Annotated in this window: 23 protein-coding genes; 21 read left to right on the top strand and 2 right to left on the bottom strand. The window is 67.6% G+C overall.

Going from position 1 to position 23,152, the window contains the following annotated elements; translation table 11 throughout:
- The first annotated feature begins 56 nt into the window (after nucleotides 1-56).
- From ABIC21_RS06665 to deoC, 7 genes are all read left to right on the top strand, one after another.
- Nucleotides 57-623: a LacI family DNA-binding transcriptional regulator gene (locus tag ABIC21_RS06665; RefSeq protein WP_354349626.1), complete on the top strand. Its 567-nt coding sequence runs from the start codon at nucleotides 57-59 to the stop codon at nucleotides 621-623.
- Nucleotides 624-792: 169 nt separating this feature from the next.
- Nucleotides 793-1,803 (top strand): LacI family DNA-binding transcriptional regulator, encoded by a 1,011-nt coding sequence (locus tag ABIC21_RS06660; RefSeq protein WP_354349625.1) that lies wholly within the window; start codon nucleotides 793-795, stop codon nucleotides 1,801-1,803.
- 33 nt (nucleotides 1,804-1,836) lie between these two features.
- Nucleotides 1,837-2,811, top strand: coding sequence for a ribokinase (locus ABIC21_RS06655; protein ID WP_354349624.1), 975 nt, complete (start codon nucleotides 1,837-1,839; stop codon nucleotides 2,809-2,811).
- Nucleotides 2,812-2,871: 60 nt separating this feature from the next.
- Nucleotides 2,872-3,276, top strand: coding sequence for a D-ribose pyranase (rbsD, locus tag ABIC21_RS06650; protein WP_354349623.1), 405 nt, complete (start codon nucleotides 2,872-2,874; stop codon nucleotides 3,274-3,276).
- Nucleotide 3,277: 1 nt separating this feature from the next.
- Nucleotides 3,278-4,768: a sugar ABC transporter ATP-binding protein gene (locus ABIC21_RS06645; RefSeq protein ID WP_354349622.1), complete on the top strand. Its 1,491-nt coding sequence runs from the start codon at nucleotides 3,278-3,280 to the stop codon at nucleotides 4,766-4,768.
- Nucleotides 4,765-6,756, top strand: a complete 1,992-nt coding sequence (locus ABIC21_RS06640) for an ABC transporter permease/substrate-binding protein (protein ID WP_354349621.1) — start codon at nucleotides 4,765-4,767, stop codon at nucleotides 6,754-6,756. Before ABIC21_RS06645 ends, ABIC21_RS06640 begins: the two co-directional genes overlap by 4 nt.
- Nucleotides 6,757-6,777: 21 nt before the next feature.
- Nucleotides 6,778-7,452, top strand: a complete 675-nt coding sequence (gene deoC / locus ABIC21_RS06635; protein WP_354349620.1) for a deoxyribose-phosphate aldolase — start codon at nucleotides 6,778-6,780, stop codon at nucleotides 7,450-7,452.
- A 62-nt stretch (nucleotides 7,453-7,514) separates the two neighbouring features.
- On the opposite strand, the gene ABIC21_RS06630 is transcribed toward deoC, so the two are convergent.
- Entirely contained in the window at nucleotides 7,515-8,513 is a 999-nt protein-coding gene (locus ABIC21_RS06630; RefSeq protein WP_354349619.1) for a bile acid:sodium symporter family protein, read from the bottom strand.
- Between the two features lie 294 nt (nucleotides 8,514-8,807).
- Here ABIC21_RS06630 and ABIC21_RS06625 point away from each other — a divergent pair, with 294 nt between their 5' ends.
- The 4 genes from ABIC21_RS06625 (at nucleotide 8,808) to ABIC21_RS06610 (ending at nucleotide 12,144) form a co-directional block, all read left to right on the top strand.
- On the top strand, nucleotides 8,808-10,331 hold the full coding sequence (locus ABIC21_RS06625) for a SulP family inorganic anion transporter (RefSeq protein ID WP_354349618.1): 1,524 nt from the start codon (nucleotides 8,808-8,810) through the stop codon (nucleotides 10,329-10,331).
- 113 nt (nucleotides 10,332-10,444) lie between these two features.
- Complete coding sequence (locus ABIC21_RS06620; RefSeq protein ID WP_354349617.1) at nucleotides 10,445-10,885, top strand: protein-tyrosine phosphatase family protein; 441 nt, start codon at nucleotides 10,445-10,447, stop codon at nucleotides 10,883-10,885.
- Nucleotides 10,886-11,010: 125 nt separating this feature from the next.
- The gene (locus ABIC21_RS06615; RefSeq protein ID WP_056428399.1) at nucleotides 11,011-11,295 is read left to right on the top strand and encodes a DUF1540 domain-containing protein; all 285 of its coding nucleotides are present in this window, start codon (nucleotides 11,011-11,013) and stop codon (nucleotides 11,293-11,295) included.
- A gap of 108 nt (nucleotides 11,296-11,403) precedes the next feature.
- Nucleotides 11,404-12,144: a Type 1 glutamine amidotransferase-like domain-containing protein gene (locus tag ABIC21_RS06610; RefSeq protein WP_354349616.1), complete on the top strand. Its 741-nt coding sequence runs from the start codon at nucleotides 11,404-11,406 to the stop codon at nucleotides 12,142-12,144.
- Nucleotides 12,145-12,156: 12 nt separating this feature from the next.
- On the opposite strand, the gene ABIC21_RS06605 is transcribed toward ABIC21_RS06610, so the two are convergent.
- Nucleotides 12,157-13,263: a GTP pyrophosphokinase gene (locus ABIC21_RS06605; protein ID WP_354349615.1), complete on the bottom strand. Its 1,107-nt coding sequence runs from the start codon at nucleotides 13,261-13,263 to the stop codon at nucleotides 12,157-12,159.
- A gap of 212 nt (nucleotides 13,264-13,475) precedes the next feature.
- Here ABIC21_RS06605 and ABIC21_RS06600 point away from each other — a divergent pair, with 212 nt between their 5' ends.
- The 10 genes from ABIC21_RS06600 (at nucleotide 13,476) to ABIC21_RS06555 (ending at nucleotide 23,144) form a co-directional block, all read left to right on the top strand.
- Nucleotides 13,476-14,270 carry an alpha/beta hydrolase gene (locus ABIC21_RS06600; protein ID WP_354349614.1) on the top strand — a complete coding sequence of 265 codons (795 nt, stop codon included), beginning with the start codon at nucleotides 13,476-13,478 and terminating at the stop codon, nucleotides 14,268-14,270.
- Nucleotides 14,271-14,322: 52 nt separating this feature from the next.
- Entirely contained in the window at nucleotides 14,323-15,714 is a 1,392-nt protein-coding gene (locus ABIC21_RS06595) for a TrkH family potassium uptake protein (RefSeq protein WP_354349613.1), read from the top strand.
- Nucleotides 15,707-16,402, top strand: a complete 696-nt coding sequence (locus tag ABIC21_RS06590; protein WP_354349612.1) for a potassium channel family protein — start codon at nucleotides 15,707-15,709, stop codon at nucleotides 16,400-16,402. The genes ABIC21_RS06595 and ABIC21_RS06590 overlap by 8 nt, the downstream gene beginning before the upstream one ends.
- Nucleotides 16,403-16,480: 78 nt before the next feature.
- Complete coding sequence (gene nhaA, locus ABIC21_RS06585; RefSeq protein ID WP_354349611.1) at nucleotides 16,481-17,830, top strand: Na+/H+ antiporter NhaA; 1,350 nt, start codon at nucleotides 16,481-16,483, stop codon at nucleotides 17,828-17,830.
- Between the two features lie 124 nt (nucleotides 17,831-17,954).
- A complete protein-coding gene (locus ABIC21_RS06580) occupies nucleotides 17,955-19,319 on the top strand; it encodes an MBL fold metallo-hydrolase (RefSeq protein WP_354349610.1) in 1,365 nt (454 codons plus the stop codon).
- A 62-nt stretch (nucleotides 19,320-19,381) separates the two neighbouring features.
- Entirely contained in the window at nucleotides 19,382-20,386 is a 1,005-nt protein-coding gene (locus tag ABIC21_RS06575) for a carbohydrate kinase family protein (RefSeq protein WP_354349609.1), read from the top strand.
- A gap of 9 nt (nucleotides 20,387-20,395) precedes the next feature.
- Entirely contained in the window at nucleotides 20,396-20,908 is a 513-nt protein-coding gene (locus tag ABIC21_RS06570; RefSeq protein WP_354349608.1) for a YbhB/YbcL family Raf kinase inhibitor-like protein, read from the top strand.
- Between the two features lie 190 nt (nucleotides 20,909-21,098).
- Nucleotides 21,099-21,917, top strand: coding sequence for an HAD family hydrolase (locus ABIC21_RS06565; protein ID WP_354349607.1), 819 nt, complete (start codon nucleotides 21,099-21,101; stop codon nucleotides 21,915-21,917).
- A gap of 129 nt (nucleotides 21,918-22,046) precedes the next feature.
- Complete coding sequence (locus ABIC21_RS06560; protein ID WP_354349606.1) at nucleotides 22,047-22,295, top strand: hypothetical protein; 249 nt, start codon at nucleotides 22,047-22,049, stop codon at nucleotides 22,293-22,295.
- A gap of 105 nt (nucleotides 22,296-22,400) precedes the next feature.
- Entirely contained in the window at nucleotides 22,401-23,144 is a 744-nt protein-coding gene (locus ABIC21_RS06555) for a glycerophosphodiester phosphodiesterase family protein (protein WP_354349661.1), read from the top strand.
- The last annotated feature ends 8 nt before the right edge of the window (nucleotides 23,145-23,152 follow it).

The raw sequence follows: 23,152 nt of genomic DNA, 5'->3' as shown, positions 1-23,152 counted from the left end.
AACAAGCCCTCAGCACCGCCGCGCATCCGTGGTGGAGAAGTACCCGGGAGTCATCAGTGCGGCACGGATCCAAGCCCACCATCCGCGACGTCGCGGAGGCGGCCGGAGTGTCCCTGACCACGGTCTCCTACGTGCTTTCCGGCCGCCCCGGCGGAAACACGCGGATCAGCCAGCCCACCCAGGACCGCGTCCATGCCGCGGCCCACGAACTGGGCTATGTGCCCAACCGGGCCGCCCGCGGGATGCGGCGCGGACGCACCGACGTCGTGGCTGTGGCCATCACCGACCTCGACGATCCCTGGGACCGCGCGCTCGCTGCGGCAGCGGCAAGGATCCTGCCCCGGCACGGTTACCAGCCGGTCATCCTGGTGGGCGAAAGCTGGCGGCAGTTTATGCTCTCCGGCGGAGCCGACGGCGTCATCCTCGGCTCCGTACCGGCGGAGCGATCCCCCGAGGATCTTGAGGCCATGGCGGAACTCGAGGAACGCAGCGTCGCCCAGTTGGTCTTCTCCGGCTCCCTGCAGCCGGACGGTTTCGACGTGCTGGCACCGGGCGCGGCGGGGATGTCGGAGACTCTCGCGGAGCGCGCTGTCGCCCAACTGCTTTCCCGGCTGCAAGATTAGGCGCCGGCGCCGGTTCACGAAAGAGCTCCTGAAAAGGCGCCCTTGTCATCCCAACTGAAAACGTTTACAGTAGTCGAATGCTGGCGTGACGGGATTCACAACCAGTGTCCGGCTCGGCCCACCGGCCAGCATCGCAGACCCGGCAGACGACTCAAAGGAGAGGGCATCCGTGGCAAACATCCATGACGTGGCCAAGCTCGCGGGCGTCTCGATCGCAAGCGTCTCGCGCATGCTGGCCGGGGAAAACGTCCGCAGCGCCGAAGCGATCAGGCGCGCAATCAAAGACCTCGGCTACCGGCCCAACGCCAGTGCCCGCGGTCTGCGCCTGGGCAAGCATCACAGCATTGCAGTGATTGTTCCCGATATCTCCAACCCCTACTTCGCCGCACTGGTACGTGGCATCGAGGAACGGGCCATGACCCAGGGGTTCCGCATCATCGTGGCCAGCAGCGATGAGCAGTTCAGTGCGGAATCGGAGCTGCTGGGCAACCTTATCGACGCCGTCGACGCCGTCGCTATCGTCCCGGCAGAGGAAGGCGACCGCACCCGCAGGATGCTAGCGGACCTCAACAAGCCGGTGGTGCTTATCGACCGTACGGTGGGTGATGAGCCGGGCTTCGACCTTGTCCACGTGGACAACGCCAGCGGGGCCAAGGCGGCTGCAGACTATCTGCTATCACTGGGGCACCAGAGCTTCGGCATCATCAGTGGTCGCCAGGACACTGTTCCCGGACGGGTGAGGCACCGGGTCTTTCTGAAGACCTTGGCCGACGCCGGCATCCACGTCCCGGCTGAAGCCATCAAAATCGGCGAATTCAGCCGTGATTTCGGCCGTCGCGCCGCCCAGGAACTGATCGACAATCCCACCGGAATGACGGCTCTCTTCGTGGGCAACAACACCATGGCGCAGGGTGCACTGCTCTCCCTTCACGCCGCCGGGGTTTCGATCCCCGGGCAGCTCTCCTTCCTCTGCTTTGACGACTTTGACCTTGCGGAACTCCTTCAGGCCCCCGTCACTGTGATCTCGCGACCCGCCATCGCTGAGGGCCACGCCGCAGCGGACCTCCTTCTCCAACGGATCGAACAAATCGGCAGCCCCACTCAGCTCCCTCTTGAGCACAAAGTGCTGCCGGTAAGTCTGACCATCCGGCAGTCCTGCTCCGCTCCTGCCTCCGACTGACGTCCCTAACTGACCACCCCATTAAGGAAACCCATGACTACATCTGTGCCCGGAAACGGGAATGTACTGGTGATCGGCAGCATCACCTGCGACCTGACCAGTTTCAGCGACCGCTTGCCGCAGCCGGGGGAAACCGTCCTCGGAAACGCCTTCACGATGGTGCTCGGCGGCAAAGGAGCCAACCAGGCGTTGGCGGCGGCACGCGCCGGGAGCCAGGTCTCTCTGATTGGATGCGTGGGCAATGACGGCTTCAGCGAACTGGTCCTCGGGACCCTGGCCGGGGAACAGATCGACACCACGCACGTGATGCGCACGGAGGGTCCCACCGGAATCGCCCACATCCGGGTGGACGCTTCGGCGGAAAACGACATCGTGATGATCCCGCTCGCCAACTCCCGGCTGAGCCCCGCCCACATCAGGGAGTCCCTTTCAGGGTCCACGTGTCAAGCCGGGGTGGCCCTGATCCAGCTGGAGATCCCGCATGAATCGGCGCTTGAGGCGGCGCGTGCATGCAAAGCCCGCGGCGTTACCGTCATTTTGGACCCCGCACCGGCACCGGCGGCGGCACTTGATGAGGACTTCTGGCCGCACGTGGACATCGTCACGCCGAATGAGACCGAAGCGCGGCTCATCACCGGCATCGACGTGACCGACCATGCATCAGCCACCGCGGCCGGTCGCTGGTTCACCGACCGCGGCGTGCAGCGGGCTGTTGTTACCCTGGCCGGCGCCGGTGCGGTCGTCGTCGAGCGGACCTCGCCGGACAGCACGGCCGTGACCTTGCACGAGCCCTTCCTTGTCGCGGCTGTGGACACCACGGCTGCGGGCGATGCCTTTGCCGGGGTACTGGGCAGCGCGCTGGCCGAGGGCCGGGACTGGGACGAGTCCCTGCGCCGCGCCATGGCTGGCGGTGCGTTGGCTGTCACCGTTGCCGGTGCCAGCCCGAGCCTCCCCCGGCGCGAAGCCATTGAGGCGTTCCTCGCCAGCCAGGCTGCCGCGGCCCGTTAGCTGCCGCCCCCCGGCTATCCACCCCTACGTTTCATCCCTCCTCAACGCAGCGGAGCAATCATGCGCAAAAACAGCGGTACCCTCAACCCATCACTTGCCCGGGTCATCTCCGAACTGGGCCATACCGACGAACTGGTCGTGACCGATGCCGGGCTGCCGATCCCGGCCGGAGTGGAACGGATCGATCTGGCCCTGACGGCCAACGTTCCGCGGTTCCTGGAATGCCTGGACGTCGTTTTGGCCGAAGTCCAGGCGGAAGGCGCTATCGCGGCATCGGAGATCGCCGAGCACAGCCCGGAACTCCTCGAGGCCCTCAGGGAACGGCTCGGCAGCCACGGCATCCCGCTGGAGCTCGTCCCGCACACGGATTTCAAAGAGCGGAGCAAGTCCTCCAAAGCCGCCGTCCGCTCAGGCGAATTCACCCCCTATGCCAACGTAATCCTGGTGGCCGGGGTGGTGTACTGAGATGACGATCACCCTCAGCGGCATCACCAAATCCTTCGGCCCCAACCGTGTGCTCCGCGGTGTGGACCTCAGCATCGAACCGGGCGAAATCGTATCCCTCGTGGGCGAAAACGGGGCCGGCAAGTCCACCCTGACCCGAATCATCGCCGGGGCCTACCAGCCCGATTCCGGCGTGATTTCCATCGGCGGTGAGGTGCGGAAGTTCAGCGGCCCCCAGGAGGCCATGGCCGCCGGGATCCAAGTCATCTACCAAGAGCTGAAGAACAACCTGTTCCCACAGCTGGACGTCGCGTCGAACCTCTTCGCCCACGACGGCGCCGGCGAGTTCGGCAGACTGTTCGTTAACAAGGATAAGATGCACGCCCGCGCCGCCGAACTGCTGGGCCAGGTGGGGATCGACGTCGACACGCGCCTTCCAGTGGGGAAACTCAGCTTCGGCCAGCAGCAGCTGGTGCAGCTTGCCCGCTGCCTTAGCCACTCAGTCAAGCTGCTGATCCTCGATGAGCCCACCGCGGCCTTGGACGATCGCGAATCGGAGCTCCTGTTCGCACAGGTGCGCAAGATCCAGGCGGCCGGCGTCGCCGTCATTTACATCAGCCACCGGCTCCCGGAGGTCTTCGCCCTCTCCGACCGCATCGTTGTGATGCGCGACGGCCGCGTGTCCAAAACCGGAACGGCGGAGGACCTGACCGAAGCCGCTGTCGTCGCCGCCATGGTGGGCGGGGAAGTCGAGAACTTCTACCCCAAGGAACACCACGCCACGGACCGCGTCCGGCTGGAAGTAAACGGCCTTGAATCGACCGGCGTCAACGGTGTGTCCTTCAAAGTCCACGCCGGGGAAGTGCTTGGCATCGGCGGGGTGATGGGCAGCGGAAAGGGCGAGGTGCTGCGGGCACTGTTCGGTCTGGACAACGCGGCCGGTTCCGTCACCATCGACGGCAAGCCCCTCACCCTGAAGTCGCCCCGGCATGCCATCAACGCCGGCGTCGCTTACTTGACCCCGGACCGGCAGGCGGAAGGCCTCACCCTGGCCCAGCCCATCTCGCACAACGAATCCCTGTCCACCCTTGGCGCCATCACCCGAAACGGGATTGTGGACCTGAAGCGCGAACAGGACCGGTGCCAGGAGATCTCCATGCGGCTGAGCGTCAAATCCAACAGCATTGACGACGCCGTCGGGACCCTTTCCGGCGGCAACCAGCAGAAAGTCCTGCTGGCCCGCTGCCTCCTCAGCAACCCCGCGATCCTGCTGATGGAAGAACCCACGCGCGGGGTCGACGTGGGCGCCAAGGCCGAGATCTATTCCATCGTCAACGACGTAGCGGCCCAAGGTGTCGCCGTCGTCCTTGTCTCGTCAGACCTCCCCGAACTAGTCGAAATGTCGGACAGGGTGCTGGTCATGCGTGGAGGCAGCATCAACGCTGAACTGACCTCCGACGCATTGACCCAGCAGTCCGTCCTGGAACACGCAATGGAGACCGTATCCCGATGAAAAAAATATCCCTCTTCAGTGACCAGCTTCGTGCGGTATGGATGCTGGCTTTCGTGGCCCTGGCGCTTGTCTTCGCCACGCCTCTATTCCTGCAGCCATCCAACATGCTCAACGTCCTTCTCACGGCCGCCGTCGTCGCCCTGATCGCGGCCGGCCAAACGTATGTGATTATCCTCGCGGAGATCGACCTGTCCGTCGGCGCGGTGCTCGGCTTCAGCGCCATCACAACCGCGAGTGTGATCAGTCAGTACGGTGTTGTCGCCGGGCTGGCCGCGGGCCTCGCGGTAGGCGCGCTGGCGGGATTGATCAACGGTCTTTTGGTCACCAAAGCCAAAATGCCCTCGTTCATCGCCACGCTAGCAACGATGTCCATCTTCGCCGGGCTGACGCTGCAGTTCTCGCAAGGTAACCCTGTGAAGGTAACCGACCAGGTGTTCCTGTCGTTGGGCCAGGGCAACCTGCTGGGGATCCCGACCCCGATCTGGATCATGCTGGTCCTCGGTATGTTGTTCGGCTATATCCTGGCCCGCACCCGGTACGGCCGTGAGCTGTACGCGACGGGCGACAACGCCGATGCCGCCCGCCTCGCCGGCATCAGCACCGAGCGCGTCAAGATCCTGGCCTTCATGATCTCCGGCGTCCTCGCCGCGACCGCCGGGTTCATTCTGACCGCACGTCTCGGGACGGCACAGCCCACCGCGGGGACCGGCCTCGAACTCGCCGCAATCGCCGCCGTGATCATCGGCGGCACCAGCCTCGCCGGCGGCCGCGGAGCGCTGCTGGGCACCCTCGTAGGTGCCGTCCTGCTTGCCATGATCGACAACGGGCTCAACCTCCTGAACGTCTCGCCGTTCTTGCAGAGCGTGGTCAAGGGCGCCGTCATCCTCCTGGCCGTGTTCGTGGACCGGAACTCCGGCGTCCTGATGCGCATCTTCCGCACCGGCCCGGCCAAGGCGGCACCAGCCTCGCCGGCGGCCGGAGCCGGCGCGTCCGTGCCGGCACCGGTGCTTCCAAAGGTCGCCATGATCTCCGTCGTGGGACTGCTGGTGGTCGGCGCCGGTGTCACAACAGCCGTTCGCTCCACAGACGACGGCGGCGCGGGCGCCGGGCAGAAATCGGCCACATTGGTGATCTCGACGCTCAACAACCCATTCTTCGTCTCGGTCGGCGACGGTGCCAAGGACCAGGCTGCGAAACTTGGCGTCAATCTGGATGTCCAGAACGCCAACAACAACGACACGTCCTCGCTGAACCAGGCCACCACCGCACTGGTCAAGAAGCCCGGAGTGCTGCTGCTTGACCCGACCTCGAGCGAAGCCGGCGGATCCATCACCGTCAAAGCCAACCAGGCAAACGTCCCCGTGGTTGCGTTCGACCGTATGCCCGACCAGGGCAAACTGGCCGCGTTCATCGGCTACGACGCAGTCCAGGCCGGCAAGAACGGCGCCAAGGCCCTGTGCGAAGCGGTCGGCGGCAACGGCAAGGTGGCCGAGTTGCAGGGCCTCCTCGGCACGAGCGTGGCACGGGACCGGTCCGAAGGCTTCAAAGCCGGAATGAAGGAATGCCCCGGCGTTGAGGTTGTCGCAGTGCAGTCCGCGGACTTCGACCGCGGCAAGGCACTGGATGTCACCACCAACATCCTCCAGGCCAACCCGGGCATCACCGGCATCTACGGCGCCAACGACGAAATGGCGCTCGGCGCCGTGGCCGCCGTCAAGTCACGCGGACTGCTGTCCACGATCAAGATCGTCGGAAACGACGGAATCGGCGATGCCCTGGCCGCTGTGAAGAGCGGGGAGATGTACGCCACGAATGCCGAGTCCCCGTTCGCGCTGGGCCAGGAGGTCGCCAAGATCGGCCATGCCGTTGCCAGCGGGGAGAAAGTCGAAGAGTCCCGCGTTCTGCAGGGCAAGCTCGTCACCGGCGGCGGTGTCGAGGAGTTCTGCTCGTATTTGCGCGGCATCGGCGACACCGCCACCTGCAAGTAGCCCCCACATCCAAGGAGAATCATGACTGAACTGAAGGCGGCCAGCCTGGCCGCGATCGTGGACCACACCTTCCTGCAATCCACCGGAACCAGGGCCGAGGCGGAGCAGGCGGCCGCCGAAGCCGCGCGGCTGGGGGCCTATTCGGTCTGCGTCCCGCCGTCCATGCTTCCGCTGGTGGGCATGAACGCTGGCACCCGGATCACAGCAGTCTGCGGCTTCCCCTCGGGCAAGCACCACAGCAGCGTCAAGGCAGCCGAAGCCCGAGAAGCTGTGCGCAACGGCGCAGACGAGATCGACATGGTCATCGACGTCGGTGCGGTCCGGGCCGGTGACTACGACGCCGTCGAGCGGGATATCAGCGCTGTGCGCAAGGCTGTCCCGGCACCGACTGTGCTCAAGGTCATCCTGGAGACCGCGGCGCTGACGGACGAGCAGATCGTGCGCTGCTGTTCCGCTGCTGAAAGCAGCGGCGCCGATTTCGTGAAGACATCCACGGGATTCCACCCGGACGGCGGAGCGACCGTCCATGCGGTTCGACTGATGGCACGGACCGTGGGCACGCGGCTCGGGGTGAAGGCATCCGGCGGCATCCGCGACTGGGCAGCGGCGCAGGCGATGATCGCTGCAGGCGCCACCCGGCTGGGGCTTTCCGGAACCGAAGAGGTCCTCGGCGGCGGACGCAGCACCGGGTACTAAACCTGATCCCTTGCGGGCCGGCGGGGCGGACCGTTGCGCCGGCCCGCGGGACGCGCCGTCCCCTACTCGTCCTGCAGCGGACGCCGCGCCAGCCAGGCCGCGACGATGGCGCCGGAGATGTTGTGCCAAAGCGAAAACACGGCCGAGGGCAGCGCGGTCAGCGGGCTGAAATGCGCCGTGGCCAGGGTGGCGGCCAGACCCGAGTTCTGCATGCCGACTTCGAAGGCCAGCGCGCGGCGGGACTTGTCATCCAGGCGCCCCAGCTTGCCCGCGAGGTACCCCAGGCCCAGGCCGAACCCGTTGTGCAGCACTACGGCCAGGAACACGATCCCGCCCGCGGCGACGATCTTGCTGGCGCTTCCGGCCACCACAACCGCCACGATCAGTGAAATGACGACGGCGGAGGCCCAGGGCAGCGCCGGCAGCACCCTGGCGACGAGCTTCTTCAGGAACAGGCGGGCCAGCAGGCCGGCGATCACCGGCAGGAGCACGGTCTTGACGATGTCCAGCACCATGCCGCCGGCGTCGATCTGCAGATAGGACCCTGCCAGGAACAGCACCAGCAGTGGCGTCACCACCGGGGCGATCAGGGTGGACACCGAGGCGACGGCGACCGAGAGGGCGACGTCGCCCTTGGCCAGGAACGCCATCACGTTGGACGCGGTTCCGGAGGGCGCGCAGCCGACGAGGATCAGGCCCACGGCGAGTTCCGGCGGGAGGTTCAGGGCGACGGCGATCAGCCAGCCGGCACCGGGCATGATGACGTAGTGCGCCACAATGCCGAGCACCACGGCCCAGGGGCGCTTTGCCACTGACGCGAAGTCGGGCGGCGTCAGGGTCAGGCCCATGCAGAACATAATGATGCCCAGCAGGTACGGGACGCTGGGACCCAAGGGTTTGAACGCGTCCGGCAGCAGGTACCCGGCGACGCCCGCGACGACGACGAGCAGCGGGAACACGGTGACCGCGATGCGGGCGATCTTCGCCTCGGCGGCAAGAGCGGGATTGACCCGGACTGCACTGGTCCCGGGGGCAGGCGGTGTTTTGGTTGCCTCAAGCATCCAAAGATGGTGCCACTGTGGCCGCTCCAGGGCGAATTCGTGACCGCCCCGGCCCCCGAATATGTCAGATTTTTTGCGGCGTCCGGCTCGCGGCAGGCGACCCCCCGGTCCCTCACGGTAAAGTTGCTCGGGCAGGACGAAACGCGGCCCCTTCCGGCCGGCGCCCCTGCTGCCTGACTTATCTTCCGGCGCGGTGTGGCGCCCCATCCTTCACTGATCTGCCGACGTCGCCCAGCCGTTGCTGAATGCCGAAGCCGCGGTGGCGCGTCTTCACGAGACTGAACGGAGCCAGCAATGGCCACCAAAGCCGCCTTAGATGCCCCGGCACTGACCCCGGAGCGGCTCCAGACCGTCCGGGGAACCCTGAAGTCACCGCGCAGGCTCAAAACCGAGGTCCTGGCCGGGCTCGTCGTCGCGCTGGCCCTGATTCCGGAGGCCATCGCCTTCTCGATCATCGCCGGCGTCGACCCGCGGATCGGACTGTTCGCCTCCTTCACCATGGCCGTGACGATCGCCTTCGTCGGCGGCCGCCCGGCGATGATCTCGGCAGCCACCGGCGCTGTCGCCCTCGTGATTGCCCCGCTGGTGAAATCCCATGGCCTGGACTACCTCGTCGCCGCGGTGATCCTGGCCGGCATCTTCCAGATCGTCCTGGGCCTCTCCGGGGTGGCGAGGCTCATGCGGTTCATCCCGCGCTCTGTCATGGTCGGCTTCGTCAACGCCCTGGCCATCCTGATCTTTCTGTCCCAGGTGCCCGAACTCCTCGGTGTCCCGTGGCTGGTCTACCCGCTCACCGCGCTGGGGCTTGTTATCGTGTTCGGCCTGCCGAAGCTCACCAAGGCCGTCCCGGCCCCGCTCGTCGCGATCGTGGTCCTGACACTGATCACCGTCTTCGCCGCCGTCGCCGTCCCGACCGTGGGAGACAAGGGCGAACTCCCTGATTCACTGCCGACGCTGTTCATCCCGAACGTCCCGTTCACGCTGGAGACCCTGCAGGTCATCTTCCCGTTCGCCCTCGCCATGGCCTTCGTCGGTTTGCTCGAATCCCTGATGACGGCCAAGCTCGTCGACGACATCACCGACACCCGGTCCCACAAGACCCGCGAGGCCTGGGGGCAGGGCGTGGCGAACATCGTGACCGGTGTCTTCGGCGGCATGGGCGGCTGCGCGATGATCGGCCAGACCATGATCAACGTCAAAGCCTCCGGCGCCCGGACCCGGATCTCCACTTTCCTCGCCGGCGTTTTCCTGCTCATCCTCGTGGTGGTCCTGGGGGACATCGTCTCGCTGATCCCCATGGCCGCGCTGGTTGCCGTCATGATCTTCGTATCCGTGGCCACGTTCGACTGGCACAGCATCCACCTCCGTACCCTCAAAGCGATGCCCAAGAGCGAAACCACCGTCATGGTCGCAACCGTCATCGTCACCGTCGCCACCCACAACCTCGCGATCGGCGTTGGCGGTGGCGTACTCGTGGCCATGGTGATGTTCGTCCGGCGCGTGGCCCACTTTGTCACGGTGGAACGCTCGGTCAAGACCATCGGGGGCCACGAAACCGCCACCTACGTGGTGGACGGCGAGCTCTTTTTCGCTTCCTCCAACGACCTCTATACCCAGTTCGAATACGCATTGGACCCCGAGCACGTCGTCATCGACATGAACGCCTCCCACCTCTGGGATGCCTCCACCATCGCCGCCCTGGACGCCATCACCGCGAAGTACCACCACCACGGCAAGGATGTGAAGATCATCGGGCTCAACGACGCCAGCATCCTGATGCGCCAACGCCTCGGCGGCAAGCTCGGCGCCGGCCACTAGGCTGCGTTCCCGCCCGGTTACTTCTTCCCGGACCCGGAAAGCGGCCGCCTTGGAGTAACCGGGCGGGAACGCAGGCGGTGCGTGTCGCCGGCGGAAGGTCTACGCTCAGGAACATGACGCAGACCTGGGATCCGGGCCAGGGCGGAGTCCTGGAACTTCCGTCCGGCCGGCTCATCCGCGGCCGGGGGCTGCTCATGCCATTCCCCTCCGGGCCGCGACCCGAGTTTGGCCTCTATCTGCTGGGACGGCGCCCGGCCCCGGTGCCCTGGGATTCCCGGTGGGTCCGCTGGCGTGATTTCCGCCTGCCGGCCGACGACGCCGACATCCTGGCCGCGCTCGAGGAAGCCTGGCGCCGGGCCGAGACGGAGCGGGTTGAAGTGGCGTGCTGGGGCGGCCGTGGCCGGACCGGCACCGCCCTTGCCTGCCTTGCGGTCCTGGACGGCGTCCCGCCCGCGGAGGCCGTCGCCTTCGTGCGGGCGCGCTACCGGCCCGGCGCCGTGGAGACTCCGTGGCAGCGGAAGTATGTCGCCCGGTTCCGGAGGCCGGGGGAATAAGGCGCCGGTTGCGTCCCGGCGGCATTAGGTCACACGATTGGGTCTTTTTTGTTCGCCGTGGGTCGGCCTACCGTGGACGGACGGAGCCGCCCAGCCCGGGTGGCCGGACCACGGAGGAAAATCCGATGACGACGCACGTAGCCGACTGCAGCGTGACCAATTGCTCCTTCAACGACCATTCCAACTGCAACGCCGCCGCCATTACCGTCGGCGGGGCCGAAGACCATGCCTCCTGCGCCACTTTCATCGATATCGGAGTGCACGGGGGACTGCCTAAGGTGCTCGCCGACGTCGGCGCCTGCCAGCGTTCCGAATGTGCCCACAACGACCACCTGATGTGCAAGGCCACCGAGGTGCATGTGGGTCCGGGGGTCGACAACGCCGACTGCCTCACCTACGCCCACCGGTAGTCAACCGCCGAACTCCTGCTGGCTGGCATTCCGGAAACCCGCGGGCGACTCCTCGGACTTGGGTAGTCTCGAAGCCGAGACAGTTTTTCCCGACCCAGGAGTACCGTTATGGCTGCCGAAAGTCCGACCATCCTTGCGACCTCCGGGGGCTACCAGCCGGGGGCGCGGACACGCCTGGAGTTCAACAAGCTGGTCCATCACGCCGTGGACTTGTCCGGCGTCACCGGGCGGGCGCCCAGGGTGGCCCACGTCGGCACCGCCAGTGGCGATCAGCGGTGGTTCAACAACGAGATCAGCGAGGCGGGGAACGTCGCCGGCTTCCAACTGACGCATCTGAACCTGTTCACCATGCCCAACGTTGCCAACGTCGAGGACTACCTGCTCGGTCAGGATGTTGTCTGGGTCAACGGCGGTTCGGTGGTCAACCTCCTCGCCGTCTGGCGGGCCCATGAGTTGGACGCCATCTTCCGGCGCGTCTGGGAAGCCGGGGTGGTGCTGGCCGGCGTCTCGGCCGGGTCGATCTGCTGGTTCAACGGCGGGACCACCGATTCGTTCGGTCCCGAGCTGCGTGCCGTGAACAACGGCCTGGGGTTGCTGCCCTACGACAATGGGGTCCATTACGACTCCGAAGCCGCGCGCCGTCCCCTGGTCCACCGCCTGGTGGCGGACGGGACGCTGGGCGAGACCCACTGCACCGACGACGGCGTGGGCCTGCTCTACCGCGGCACCGAACTCGTCGAGGCGGTCACGGAAACGCCGGGCAAAGCCGCCTACCGGGTGACGCTGGTCCAGGCGGGGGACTCAACCGCCGGAGTGCTTGAGGAACGCCTGGAGCCGAGCGAGCTGTAGGGCGGCGGTCCACTAACCCTGCGTCAGCCGGTAGCGTTCGATCTGCTTGAGCCGCCGCTGGAGGCTGTCGCGCCGCGGGTGCGGGACGGCGTCGGCGGGTTCGGCGGTGAGGTCGATGTGCTTGGTGCCGTACTGCCAGAGCAGCAGGTCATCGAGGAGCCGGTCCGGGCCGGGGGAGTAGCGGTGGTCCAGGGCCTTGCGGACCTCCGTGATCCGGTTGGCGCTCAGCAGCCCGGCCAGCTGCATGGTCTGGTTGAGGCCGTGGGCGGCCATCAGTTCGGCGGCCCAGCCCCAGTCGTCGTCGACCTTCCGGTCCACGTGCGGCAGCAGCGTGCGCCAGACGTCGCGGATCCGGTTCGGGGTGAGCTGCGCGGCGCCTTCGCCGTCCATGTCCCAGTAGCTGCGGACCTCTTCGTAGCGTTCGTGCAGGTCAGCGAACGCCCCCTCCACGGTTTCCAGCATGGCGGCGGTGGCGGTGAACTGGCGATCGAAGTGCGGGGTCCAGGCGCGCGGATCCTCGGCCTTGAAGCGGATGTCGTGCTCGATCTCGCTCCAGGCATGCGCGAAGACGGTCCGGATCTGGCATTCGAAGAAGTAGCTGCCGTTCGGCGGGACCTCGGGGTTGAAGACCTGCTGGTACTCCTTGACGGCCTCGTTCTGGATGGTCCGCAGGATCAGGTGACGGCTGGAATAGCCGTAGGTCCCGGACTCGATGGAGCCGATATCCTTCTCGCGGTCGCCGCGGCAGTCGAAGAGCTGGCGCTGGCGCTTGATGATGTTGGCCACCACCGCGTTTTCCGCCGGCAGCTTTGTGATCACCCGGACGCCCACCATGTCATTCAGGGTCCGGAACGGGTCCGGGAACTTCAGCACCGGCGGACCGCCCGGCTCCAGCGGCTCCTCAATGCGGGAGATCTTCTCGCGGAAGGACTCAACCGTCTTGGTGCGGCCGGTAACGAACAGCGGCGTCACCTCGGTGCCCTTCAGCATGCTGCGCAGCGTCAGCAGGACCTCGCGGGTGACCAGCTTCAGGGCAGGGCGCACCCGCTCGTAGAGTTCCACGTTTTCCTGCACGGACTCGCGCAGTTTCGGGTCCAGTCGATCCCAGTTGCTCGCCATGCATCCAGCTTACGGCGGGGGTACGACGGCGGACGGGGTGACACCCCCGCGCCCCAACCCGGGCCGGTGCCGCCTTACCCCGCACCGCGCAGGGCTCAAGGTAGGCTCGGCACATGTCTGATATGCGGCGCCGGGCTTTAATCGCGGCCGCAGCGACGGTGACTCTGGGGGCAGTCTCCGCCGCCTGTTCACCGGGCCCCGAGGAGGACACTGTGAAGCGGCATAGGTACGGCTACGGCGATGACCCCAGCCAGTGGGGTGAGCTTTTCCTGCCGGAGACGGCCGCCACCAAGGGCGTGGTGGTGGTCATCCACGGCGGCTACTGGCGTTCGCAGTACGGCGCGGAACTCGGCGAACCGCTGGCCAAAGACCTCGCGGCGCACGGCATGGCCGCCTGGAACCTGGAGTACCGCCGCGCCGGCAACGGCGGCGGCTGGCCACATACCTTCTCCGACGTGCTCGCCGGAATCGACAAGCTCGGCGACATCGCCGGCGACCATGGCCTCGGGCTGGACCGGGTCGTGGCGCTGGGACACTCCGCCGGCGGCCACCTTGCGGTCTGGGCCGCCGGACGGGGCCGCCTCGCCCAGCTCGGCGCCCCGGACGCGGACCGCCAGCTGCTGCGCAGGGACGACGACGGCGCCGTGCACCTGACCGGCGTCGTCAGCCAGTCCGGATTGCTCAACCTCGCGGAAGCCGAACGCCTCAACCTCAGCAACGGGGCGGTCAGCAATCTGCTGGGGGGCTCCTCCGCAAAATACCCGAAACGGCATAAGTATGCGGACCCGATGAGCGCGGTGCCGCTGACGGTCCCCGTCTATGCCGTCCACGGCACGGACGACGACGACGTGCCCGCCAGCCAGTCCGACTCCTACGCGGCGGCCGCGAAGGCCGCCGGCGCCCCGGTCCAGCTCCTGAAGGTTCCGGGCGACCACTTCGCGCTGATCGACCCGAAGGCCGCCGCCTACCGGAAGTGCCGCGAACTCGTACAGCTGCTCCTCGGCTGACCTCTGTCAGCCACGGACGCGCGGCCGCGCGGCCGGTGGTAGCGTGGCGCCTATGCAAGTCGAAGTTCCCGCGGTTCCGCGCGCCCTGGCCGCGGGCCTCACCCGGTTCCTCCGGGTGTTCGCGCCGCGCCACCCGGCCCAGGTGATCGTGCTGGGCTTCGCCGCTGCCGTCGCCGTCGGGACCGGGCTGCTGCTGCTCCCGGTGGCCAAAGCCGACGGGGGCGGGGCCAGCCTCCTGGAGGCGCTGTTCACCGCCACCTCCGCCGTCTGTGTCACCGGCCTGATCACCGTGGACACCCCCGTCTTCTGGAGCGGCTTCGGCCAGGTGGTCATCCTGGTCCTCATCCAGATCGGCGGCTTCGGCGTGATGTCCTTCGGCACGCTGCTCGGGGTCCTGACCGCACGCCGGCTGGGCCTGAAGTCCCGGATCTCTGCCGCCGCCGAAACCAAAAGCAGCGGCTTCGGTGACGTCCGCCGCGTGCTGGTCGGCGTTCTGCTCATCAGTGTGGCCGTGGAAGCAGCGCTGGCGCTGATCCTCACGGTCCGCTTTAGGGCCGGGTACGGCTACGGGCTGGGCGAGGCGGTCTGGCATGGCATATTCCACTCCATCTCGTCCTTCAACAACGCAGGGTTCGCCCTGTACTCGGACAACCTGATGGGGTTCGTCGGGGATCCCTGGATCTGCCTGCCGATCGCCGCCGCCGTGATCATCGGCGGACTCGGATTCCCGGTCCTCTTCGAACTGGGCCGGCAGTACCGGCGCCCGATCCTCTGGAGCATGAACACGAAACTCGTCCTCGTCGGCTCGGGCCTCCTCCTGGCCGGCGGGACCGTGTTCCTCACCGCCGTCGAATGGGCCAACCCGGCAACCCTGGGCGGCCTCCACCCGGCCGAGCGCATACTGGCCGGCTTTTTCCAGTCCGTCATTACCCGCACCGCAGGCTACAACAGCATCGACATCGCCCAGATGAATCCTGTGTCCTGGCTGGGCATGGACATCATGATGTTCATCGGCGGCGGCCCCGCCGGCACGGCCGGCGGCCTGAAGATCACCACGTTCGCCGTGCTGTTCTTCATCCTCAGCACCGAACTGCAGGGCGGAACGGCCGTGAACATCTTCGGCAAGCGCCTGTCCCGCGCTGTGCACCGCCAGGCCATCACCGTGGTGCTGCTGGCGATCGCCCTCGTCACCGGCTCCACGATGTTCCTGATGCTGATCACCGACTTCGGGCAGGAGCGGATCCTGTTCGAGGTCATTTCGGCTTTCGCCACGGTCGGGCTGTCCACCGGGATCACCGCCGGCATGCCGCCCGCCGGACAGCTCGTGCTGATCATGCTCATGTTCGTCGGGAGGCTGGGTCCCGTCACGCTGGGCGCGGCCCTGGCGCTGCGCGAACGACCCCTGCTCTACGAGTACCCCAAGGAAAGGCCCCTCATTGGCTAGGAATATCTTCTCTTCCCACTCTGCTGCCGCCAGTGACAAGGCGTCCTCGGTGGTGGTCATCGGCCTGGGCCGCTTCGGCGGTTCGCTGGCCCTGGAGCTGGAGGCGCAGGGTACGGAGGTGCTCGGCATCGACGCCAGCGCAGACATCGTCCAGTCCTACAACGGGCGCCTCACCCACGTGGTCAGGGCCGACTCCACCAAGGAGGAGGCGCTGCGCCAGCTCTCGGTCCATGAATTTGACCGTGCCGTGGTCGGGATCGGCTCCGACATCGAAGCCAGCATCCTGACCACGTCCCGGATCCTGAAGTTCCAGCGTCCCCAGATCTGGGCGAAGGCCATCAGCGAACCGCACGCGGAGATCCTGGGCCAGCTCGGCGTCGAGCACGTCATCCGGCCGGAACACGATATGGGCAAGCGTGTCGCGCACCTGGTCCTGGGCTCGATTCTTGACTATGTGGAATTCGAGGACGACTTCGTCATGATCCGCACCAGCCCGCCCTCCGCCGTCCGTGACCGGCCGCTGGGCGTGCTCGGACTCCGGGACAAGTTCGGCGTCACCATCGTGGCCGTCAAACGTCCCGGCGGCACCTGGGGCCACACGACCGCGCAAACGGTGCTCTACGACGACGACCAGATCATCGTCCAGGGCAGCAAAACCAAGGCCGAACGGTTCAGCACCATGCCGTAACCCACTAGACTGGGTTGCAGGTGCGCCGGGAAGTCTGGTCGGCATAGTTCTGTCGAGCCAACTTTTAGGACTCCCCGCATGAGCCCCACACCCCCTCCCACCCGGCCACGTTTGACCATCTTCGGCCGTGGCAGCTACGCCGAATCCCTCCGGATCGGCGAGATCCTTCGCAAGGAAACCGTCGGCGGCGCCCTCCTCGTGGCCGCGGCCGTGATCGCCCTGATCTGGGCCAACTCGCCCGTTTCCGAGAGCTACTTCGCCCTGCGGGACTTCAAGTTCGGCTACGAACCGTGGCACCTGGAACTGAGCCTGGGCGCCTGGGCGGCGGACGGGCTGCTGGCGATCTTCTTCTTCCTGGTCGGTCTCGAACTCAAACGTGAGTTCATCGCAGGGGACCTGCGGCAGCTCAACAAATCGATCGTTCCGGTCGCAGCGGCCGCTGGCGGCGTCATTATCCCGGCGGTGATCTACGCCGTCGTCAACCTCGCAAGCCCGGAGACCCTGCGCGGCTGGGCGATCCCCACTGCCACCGACATCGCCTTCGCCGTCGCCGTGTTGGCCATCATCGGCTCGCATCTGCCCAGCGCCCTGCGGATTTTCCTGCTGACCCTGGCCGTCGTGGACGACCTGATCGCCATCACCATCATCGCTGTCTTTTACACCAGTGACCTCCAGCCGGTGCCACTGCTGCTGGCACTGATTCCGCTGGGCATCTACACATACCTGGCGCACAAGTACCGGCGCTTCTTCAAAATCCAGGCCTCGGCCGCGTGGCTGATTCTGCTGCCGCTGGGCGCGGTCACCTGGGCCCTCGTCCACGCCTCGGGGATTCACGCCACGGTGGCCGGTGTGCTGCTCGGGTTCGCCATCCCGGTCCTGCGCTCGAAGGCCAGCGGCGGACCGGACGCCGGTCCGGGCCTCGCGGAGGTCTTCGAGCACCGGTTCCGCCCGATCTCGGCCGGCGTCGCCGTCCCGATCTTCGCGTTCTTCTCCGCCGGCGTGGCCGTGGGCGGCTGGGAGGGACTTGGATCGGCGCTGACCGACCCGGTGGCCGTCGGCATCATCATGGCGCTGGTCCTCGGCAAGCCGATCGGCATTATGGGCACCACCTGGCTCCTCACCAGGGTCACCAAGGCCCGGCTTGACACCAGTTTCAAATGGATCGATGTCTTCGGGGTGTCCCTGCTGGCCGGGATCGGATTCACCGTCTCGCTCCTGGTGGCCGAGCTGAGCTTTGGCCACGGCACCCTCCAGGACGACCACGCCAAGGTGGGCATCCTTGCGGCCTCCGTGCTGGCAGCCCTGCTGGCAACGGTGGTGCTGCGGACGCGGAACCGGCAGTACCGGCAGGCCGAAGAAGCGGAGAAGGTCGACTCTGATATGGACGGAATTCCCGACGTCTACCAGCAGGACGACCCCGCCCGGTAGCCCCGCCGGGCTCCCGCCACGCATCGGGGCTTGCGTCCATACCCTGGGGGGTTTGATCATGGAGTGTGCGCAGCCGGCGGCCTCGCGGCCGGTTGTGTCGATCCGGACCAGCCAGGAGTGAACCATGGACGTCATCGTCATCGAGACCACCCAACTCGGGGACCGCAGCTACCTCGTCCACGACGGCTCCGTGGCGCTGGTCATTGACCCGCAGCGGGACACGGACCGCGTCGAAGCGGCCGCCCGCGACGCCGGCGTCACCATCACCCACGTCGCCGAGACTCACATCCACAACGACTACCTCACCGGCGGCCTCGCACTGGCCCGCGCACACGGCGCGAGCTACCTCGTGAACGCCGCTGACCCGGTTCACTTCGAGCGGCAGCCGATCACGGACGGGCAAACTGTCCGGGTCGGTGCGCTGACGGTCAAGGCCGTCGCCACACCGGGCCACACCCACACCCACCTCTCCTTTATCGTCGACGACGGCGGGCAGCAGGCCGTCTTCTCCGGCGGAAGCCTGCTCTACGGCTCGGTCGGCCGCACGGACCTTGTCGCCGCCGAGGACACGCTCGGCCTGACCCATGACCAGTACGCCTCGGTGCACCGGCTCGCCGGGGAGGCCGCGCCGGAAGCCGCCCTGTTCCCGACCCACGGGTTCGGCTCCTTCTGCTCCTCCGGCCCGGCCAGCGGCGCCGGATCCTCCACCATCGGCGAACAGCTCGCCAGCAACCATGCCCTGACGGACCCGGACGAGGACCACTTCGTCCAGGAACTCATCGCCAACCTCACGGCCCACCCCTCCTACTACGCCCACATGGGGGTCACCAACGCCGCCGGCCCGGGCCCGGCCGACCTGGCCGTGCCGGCGTCGCTCGACGCCGCGGAACTCATGCGCAGGCTCGAGGCCGGCGAGTGGGTGGTGGACCTGCGCCGCCGGGTAGCCTTCGCCAGCAGCCACCTCAAGGGAAGTGTGAGCTTTGGCTACGGGAACAGCTTCAGCACCTACCTCGGCTGGGTGATGCCGTGGGGCGAGCAACTGACCCTCGTCGGGTCCCGCGACGACGTGGAGAACGCAATCCGCGACCTCTCCCGGATCGGCATCGAATCCCCGGACGCCGCCGTAGGGACAGATCCGCACGCCCTGGCCCCGCGGGCCGCCGTCGCCTCCTTTCCCTGCGTCGGCTGGGAGGCCGTTCCGACGGGCGCTTCCGGCCGTGACGCGGTCCTCGACGTGCGCCGGGCCGACGAATATGCCGAATCGAGGGTGGCAGGGGCCGTGAATTTCCCCCTGCACGAACTGCTGCTGCGCCTGGCTGAACTCCCCGCCGGGAAGCTGTGGGTGCACTGCACCTCCGGCTACCGGGCCGGCATCGCCGCGAGCCTGCTGCAGCGCGCCGGCAGGGACGTGGTCCTCATCGATGCGAAGTTCGATGACGCCGAGGCTGCCGGGATCCCGCTGACGACGTCGGCGGCCGCCTCAAGCTGAACAACTCGGCAGGCCAGCGAAACACTGGGGCGCCGGCCCGCGTTCTCTGGCAGAGTATGAGGATGCTCACAGTTATAGGCGAGGGACTGGTCGATGTCGTCCAGCGTTCCTCCGGTATCCAGGCCCACGTCGGCGGCAGTCCCCTCAACGTCGCCGTCGGGCTGGCCCGGCTGGATCATCCGGTGCAGTTCATCGGCCGCTACGGACGCGACGCCTACGGCGACTCGGTGGCGGCACACCTGAAGTCGAGCTCGGTGCTGCTTCCGGTGGGCCCGGACGAACTCCCCACGTCAGTGGCCACCGCCCTGATCGACGACGACGGCGCCGCCAGCTACACCTTCGACCTCGCCTGGGAACTGCCCGGGCTCGCGGACCGGCTGCCGTTTATGCTGCAGGCAACAACGCTGCTGCACACCGGCTCGATCGCCACGATGCTGGCTCCCGGCGCGGCCGAGGTGCTCGCCGCCGTCGAGCATGCCCATCCCTCGGCAACCATCAGCTTCGACCCCAACTGCCGGCCCAGCATCATCACCGACGTGGACTACGCGCGCCGGCAGGCGGAAAAGTTCGTCACCCTCGCGGACGTGGTCAAGGCCTCCGACGAGGACCTCGAATGGCTCTACCCGGGCGAGGATCCGCTGGATTCTGCCCGGCGCTGGCTTTCGCTCGGCGGTTCCGAGGGCCCGGCCATGGTGGTGGTCACCCGCGGCGCCGAAGGGCCCTGGGGCGTGAATGCCTCCGGCGAAGCGCACTTCCCGGCGCCGCCCGTGAAGGTCGCGGACACCGTCGGCGCGGGGGATTCCTTCATGGCAGCGCTGCTCTCCGGCGTGGTGGACCTGGGCCTGGCGGGTGCGCAGAACCGCAAGGACCTGCGTGAGCTCTCCGCCGAAAGCCTCCGCGACCTCCTCGCCCACGCCGCATGGGCCGCCGCCGTCACCGTTTCCCGGGCCGGCGCCAACCCTCCCACCCGGGCGGAACTGACCCGGATGGAGCTGCGCGGCCAGGCTTCCCGCCCGACGGGCACGGCGCATATCGACCCTGAAAGTGCAGAACTCCCCAGCAACTGAAAGGCAGCCATGGCACACCACGATGCCCCGTCCTTCCGTGTCAGCAGTGAGTCATTCCAGGACGGCCAGACCCTGCCGCCGGCCCAGCGCGGAGCCTCGACCGGGGCCGGAGCCAAGGACGAGTCCCCTCAGCTGAGCTGGAGCGGCGCCCCGGCCGGAACCCGGGGCTACGCCGTCACCGTGTTCGACCCCGACGCCCCGGGCCACGGCGGTTTCTGGCACTGGGCCGTGCTGGACGTCCCGGCCGACGCCACGTCCCTGCCGGCAGGGGCAGGATCGCGCCAGGGCGGGCACCTGCCGCCCGGCGCCTTCCAGCTCAGGAACGACGGCGGCACCACCGGCTACATGGGGGCAGCCCCGCCCCGGGGCGGCGGCCCGCACCGGTACGTCGTCACGGTCCACGCCCTCGACGTCGCGCACTCCGGTCTTGACGCCGGAGACCGTCCCGCGAAGCTCGAAGCGAAGCTCGCCCCGCACACCCTGGCCCGGGCAAGCCTGACCGGCATCTACGAACGGCACTAGGCCCGGTCCGCCCGCCGCCCCATCCGCCTCCAGCCACCCAAGTCGCCGGAGGCCTGCCCGCTCGCCGTAACCTTCCGGCGACCGGGCACCGATCCCACGATTTCGACGGCGGCGCGGGGGCGGCGGCGCGGGCCGGGGTGGTCGGCCGCCGCCGGAAACCGGCCCGGCACCGCCAACGTAGACTTGCAGTATGCGGCTGGTAGCGAGTGACATAGACGGAACGATCCTCGGCCACGACGGCAAAATCAGTGACCGGACCGTACGGGCCTTCCACGCGTGCCGGGAAGCCGGCGTCGAGCTGGTCTTCGTCACGGGCCGCCCGCCGCGCTGGCTGCACCCGCTGCAGGACCGGCTGGGCCACACCGGAACCGTCATTTGCTCCAACGGCGCCGTCGTCTGGGATCTTGAAGCGGACCGCCTTGTTTCCGCCCGGGGCCTGCAGCTCGACGCCGTCTTCGAGGCACGCCGCATCATCCAGCGGCTGCGCCCCTCCGCCCTCTTCGCCGCCGAGACCCTGACCGGCTTCCACCTGGAACCGGGGTTCATCGAGAACGGCTCCAGCGAGCTGCTGGCCGAGGTCACCCCGGCGCCGCTCCACACCACGCTCACCGAGGCGGATTCCGTGGTGAAATTCCTCGCCATTGTCCGGGAGGGCACGGCTGACGAGTTCCTCGCCGAGGTCACGCCCGCCGTCGCGCACCTGGCCGCCGCCACCCATTCGGCACCGAACATCGCGCTCCTGGAACTTTCCCTGCCCGGCATCAACAAGGCCGTCACGCTTGCCGAATACGCCGCCGCCCTGGGCATCGACTCGGCCGACGTCGTGGCGTTTGGGGACATGCCCAACGACATCGAGATGCTGCGCTGGGCCGGCGACGGCTACGCGATGGCCAGCGGCCACCCGGAGGCCATCCTTGCTGCCGGGCAGCAGGCCCCGCACTTCGACGACGACGGCGTCGCCCAGATCCTCGAGGCCAAGCTCGCAGCCCTGGGCGTCCGGCTTCCCTGACCCGGCTTCCCTGACCGGCAGAGGCCGCCCGCACAGACACCGGACTCCCAGCTGGCGGTCAACTGGCGTTCACCTTGGCGTCCTACGCTGAAATCTCACGACGGATCAGCTGACTGACGGTGGGAAATCATGGCCAGGTACCGCACGAAGAACATGGACGACACGCCCCTGCGCCCGGCGGCGCCGGACGCACACTGGAAGAGCCTGCAGCAGGGCGACCGCGTCAGTGTCAGGCTGGCGCCCGGCTACGAAACCGGCGGCCGGGTGGACGCCGTCACGGCGGACCATACCGCCGTCTGGGTGGACCTCGACGGCGGCCGGGGCCGCACGCTCCTGCACTGCAGTGACGGCGTGGAGATCCTCCCGCGCGCCACCTGATTTATCCCTCCAACTCATTGCGCGGCGCTCCGTTAGGCTTCAGGAGTGAGCACCCCCCCGCACCCGTTCTTTGCCTCCGGTGACGGTCCGGCACGTCCCGTGGCCATGGCGCACCGGGGCTTCTCCCGGGAGGGTCTGGAGAACTCCATGGCGGCGTTTCGCGCCGCCGTCGAACTCGGTTTCCGGCACCTGGAGACGGACGTGCACACGACCGCCGACGGCGTCCTGCTGCTGTTCCACGACGAAACCCTGGACCGGATCACGGACGGCCGCGGCCGGATCTCGGAACTCCCGGCGGAGACCGTGGCGCGGGCGAGGATCGGCGGCACAGAGCCCATCCCGCGCTTTGAGGAACTCGCCACGGCGTTCCCGGACGTCCGGTTTAACCTCGACGTCAAGGACTGGAATTCGGTGGACACCCTGGCCGCGGCGATCGAACGGTTCGGCCTGCACGACCGCGTACTGATCGCCAGCTTCTCGGACCGCCGGCGCCGGGCCGTGCTGAAGCGGCTGAGCCGGCCCGCCGCTAGCTCGGCCGGCATCGTCTCCAGCGCCCTGTTCGTCCTGCTCGGACCGGTGCTCCCCGCACCCCTGCTGCGGCTCACGGCCGGACGTGCGCTCCGCGGCGTCGACGCCCTGCAGGTCCCGGTCCGTTACGGTGCCGTGACCGTGGTGACCCCCGGCTTCGTCCGGCGCGCCCACCGGCACGGGCTGCAGGTGCATGTCTGGACCGTCAACGACCCCGCGGAAATGCACCGGCTGCTGGACCTCGGCGTGGATGGGATCGTCACCGACCGCGCGGACCTGCTCAAGGCAGTCCTGCAGGAACGCGGCGGCTGGAGCGCCTGACCCCCGAC

Origin of the sequence: Pseudarthrobacter sp. PvP090 (assembly GCF_040547365.1) — a bacterium.
In the GTDB taxonomy this organism is placed as follows: Bacteria; Actinomycetota; Actinomycetes; order Actinomycetales; family Micrococcaceae; genus Arthrobacter.
This window is presented reverse-complemented; position numbering and strand designations above follow the sequence as displayed.